We start from the raw sequence: 769 nt of genomic DNA on the forward strand, positions 1-769 counted from the left end.
GAAGACACATACACCTTACAACGAATCAACATATTTAGAAGCACTAAAAAGAAGAGGTTCGCCGCTGTTAAAATTTGCAATAAATAGCTAAATTTTACTAGTTGTCCACCTCAGGGCGTGTTGTTAGCATCCGATTTAATCTACAATTTTAATAGGGATGTTTTCATTTTTATTCTCTTTTAGTCGCCATAACAATCCATGAAAACGCTTATTTTTGAATACTATCATCCATCCAACAATTGAGCCAATTAGCACAAAAGGGAACAAAAATGGAAAATGAGCATAGATAAAGTTGACGTAAACAATCATTGCTACATCAAGAAAGTAATGAATTTTAACTCTACTAACAGATAAACTTAATGGAGATTTTTTTTCGTATATCATAGGAACAATCATACTTGGTAAACCACACTTCATTGTTCCATAAAATTGGCATCTACGACATGTTGTGCTAAAAGTTTCAAATACCCACAATACAACGATAGAAGCGCTTACCATTCCATGTAAAAATGAAATGAGGAATGAAAAATAGATGGTTCCAATTAAAAATGGGGGAATACCAATCCCAAACCATAATGAAAAAAATCTACGACTTTTAATGATATTCATGAACTCTCCATTGTGACATAAACAGAAGGGATGCTAACGAGGCTGTAGAATAACTCTAACAGCCAAATTCAATTAAAAAATGAGCCCCTATAATTAACTCTAAGCGTTTTTAAAGCACTAGGCAATGCATTTAGGACCCACAAAACTGGCTGTTTTTCTT

The 769-nt window shown here is 33.3% G+C and carries 1 protein-coding gene; it reads right to left on the bottom strand.

Going from position 1 to position 769, the window contains the following annotated elements; all coding sequences use genetic code 11:
• Positions 1–135 precede the first annotated feature (135 nt).
• Complete coding sequence (locus tag HH219_RS21665; protein ID WP_169328607.1) at positions 136–609, bottom strand: hypothetical protein; 474 nt, start codon at positions 607–609, stop codon at positions 136–138.
• Positions 610–769 lie beyond the last annotated feature (160 nt).

Source organism: Pseudoalteromonas sp. NEC-BIFX-2020_015, from assembly GCF_012952265.1.
In the GTDB taxonomy this organism is placed as follows: domain Bacteria; phylum Pseudomonadota; class Gammaproteobacteria; order Enterobacterales; family Alteromonadaceae; genus Pseudoalteromonas; species Pseudoalteromonas neustonica.